General features: G+C 43.7%; 3 protein-coding genes. 2 read left to right on the top strand and 1 reads right to left on the bottom strand.

What is annotated here, in order from left to right; translation table 11 throughout:
* Positions 1-447: 447 nt before the first annotated feature.
* Positions 448-1,842 (top strand): class II fumarate hydratase, encoded by a 1,395-nt coding sequence (fumC, locus tag BJP37_RS22665; protein WP_075902164.1) that lies wholly within the window; start codon positions 448-450, stop codon positions 1,840-1,842.
* 4 nt (positions 1,843-1,846) lie between these two features.
* Here the strand turns inward: fumC and BJP37_RS43815 are convergent, their stop codons facing one another.
* On the bottom strand, positions 1,847-1,969 hold the full coding sequence (locus tag BJP37_RS43815; RefSeq protein WP_269087048.1) for a hypothetical protein: 123 nt from the start codon (positions 1,967-1,969) through the stop codon (positions 1,847-1,849).
* 129 nt (positions 1,970-2,098) lie between these two features.
* On the opposite strand from BJP37_RS43815, the gene BJP37_RS22670 reads away from it, so the two are divergent.
* Positions 2,099-2,419, top strand: coding sequence for a hypothetical protein (locus BJP37_RS22670; RefSeq protein WP_075902166.1), 321 nt, complete (start codon positions 2,099-2,101; stop codon positions 2,417-2,419).
* Positions 2,420-2,469 lie beyond the last annotated feature (50 nt).

Here is a 2,469-nt window from a genome sequence, read left to right on the forward strand (position 1 = left end):
ATTAAGAATTAAGAATTAAGAATTAAGAATTAAGAATTAAGAATTAAGAATTAAGAATTAAGAATTAAGAATTAAGAATTAAGAATTAAGAATTAAGAATTAAGAATTATCTTACACTTCATATAAAAAAATTTATTGAGTTTAACCTAATCATAAGAGGTAATCTAGACAAATATAACAGGTTACTGAATAAACTAGAGCCGATTATTTTTGGGGTTTATGATAAATTAAGATTAGGGTTCAGGATTTATTTGGAAATCATAATTAAGTTTTAATATAGCCATAAACGGTTACCAAAATTGCTGATATCTATCGCTATTTTAAACATAGCATGAACTACGATAAAAGCCATGCATACCTACTCCCTACTCCCTACTCCCTACTCCCTACTCCCTACTCCCTGTGCTATACCATAAACGAAGGAAGCAAGGGGAGTTGATATCACCGATGACTAAGATGCGAAGAGAAACCGATAGTATGGGGGAAATCGAAGTTCCTGCTGATCGGTATTGGGGCGCTCAAACTCAGCGATCGCTAAAATATTTCTCGATTGGACAAGACTTTATCCCCCCGGAAGTCATAACAGCGATGGCTATTCTGAAAAAAGCGGCTGCTCTGACTAACTCTGAACTGGGTAAACTACCAGAGGATAAAGCTAAGTTAATCATTGAAGCAGCAACTGAGGTCATCGAAGGCCAGCTAGACGGTAACTTCCCTCTCCGTGTTTGGATGACTGGTAGTGGTACCCAGTGCAACATGAACGTGAACGAGGTGATTGCTAATCGTGGGATTGAACTAGCTGGGGGGGTGATGGGTAGCAAAAACCCAATTCATCCCAATGACCACGTCAATATGTCCCAATCTTCTAATGATACCTTTCCCACAGCTATGCACATCGCGTCAGCGGTAGCCTTTCATGAGCGACTGATGCCCAAGGTCAAGAAAATGCGGGATGCTCTAGAAGAGAAGGCGAAAGCATGGGATAATATCGCTAAAATTGGGCGCACTCACCTTCAAGATGCTGTACCGTTAACCTTGGGTCAAGAGTTTTCCGGTTACGTTGCCCAGCTAGATGCTAATTTAGCACGGATAGACTCTGTGCTTCCTGGCTTATACGAGTTGGCGATTGGTGGAACGGCGGTCGGGACTGGGTTAAATGCTGGCAAGGGGTTTGCAGAAAAGGCTGCTGAGCATATTGCTAAGTTGACTGGCTTGCCCTTTGTGTCTGCTCCTAACAAGTTTGCGGCTCTAGCAGCTCATGATGACATGGTTATGGCTAGCGGTGCCCTGAAAACCCTAGCGTGCTCGTTATTGAAAATTGCTAATGATATCCGTTTCCTAGGGTGTGGACCACGCTGCGGATTTGGGGAACTGAAGCTGCCATCCAATGAGCCAGGGTCTTCGATTATGCCAGGAAAAGTTAATCCGACCCAGTGCGAAGCGATGACTATGGCAGCTACTCAGGTGATGGGCTACGATAGTGCGATCGCATTTGCTGGTGCTCAGGGGCACTTTGAGTTGAATACCTTTAAGCCCATGATTGTGTTCAACTTGCTCCAATCTGTCCATCTACTTGCTGACAGCTGCAATAATTTCACTGACTTCCTGCTCAAGGGACTGGAACCGAATCGAGAGAAAATCCAGTATTTCCTGGAACAGTCCCTGATGCTAGTCACTGCTTTGAGTCCAATCATCGGTTACGACAAAGCTGCAGAAGTGGCGCACCATGCTTCTGAGAAGAACCTTACCCTGAAAGCAGCTTGTCTAGAATTAGGCTATGTTTCTGCTATTGAGTTTGACCAAATTGTTGATCCTTATAAGATGGCCTATCCTTTTGATTAGCTTCTTAGGGAGTCGGGAGTAGGGAGTAGGGAGTCGGGAGTCGGGAGTCGGGAGAAGTGTGGGAAGTGTGGGAGGTATGGGAGGTATGGGAGACAGTAGGGTGCGTTAGGGACGGGCTCGCCCTCATGTTCTCGGTAGCCAGTGTTAGGACAGTCCGTCCCGTAACGCACCACCGGGTCAAACTATCTTAAGCAATTCCCAATGTCTGTTAAACCTTTAACTATAAACTGAAAAGGATAATGTTAGCAATTTTAAAATGTTTGATTTTAATATCCTATGTGATTTCTCCCGTAACCATTGTGTAGCCATCTGTGCCATTTTAGTTCCTGCTAACTTGCTCCTGACCTTACAAACTATCATCTTTACTGTGATTGGTTATCCCCAAGTTCAGGTGCGGAAAGCTGCTTTAGTTGCGTGCATCCCAGCTTTGGCCATGCTATTCCATGTTTATAGTTGGTTGATGATTGGAGTAGTGATGGCTCCGACCTACATTCTGTTTACTTTAGCAGCTGTCTGCTTAAGTATTAATTTTTGGGCAATAAACCATTATAGTAGATTAGTTTATTTTAGGGAATAGGGAATCGGGAATCGGGAATCGGGAATCGGGAATCGGGAATCGGGAATCGG

Source organism: Moorena bouillonii PNG (assembly GCF_001942495.1).
GTDB lineage: Bacteria > Cyanobacteriota > Cyanobacteriia > Cyanobacteriales > Coleofasciculaceae > Moorena > Moorena bouillonii.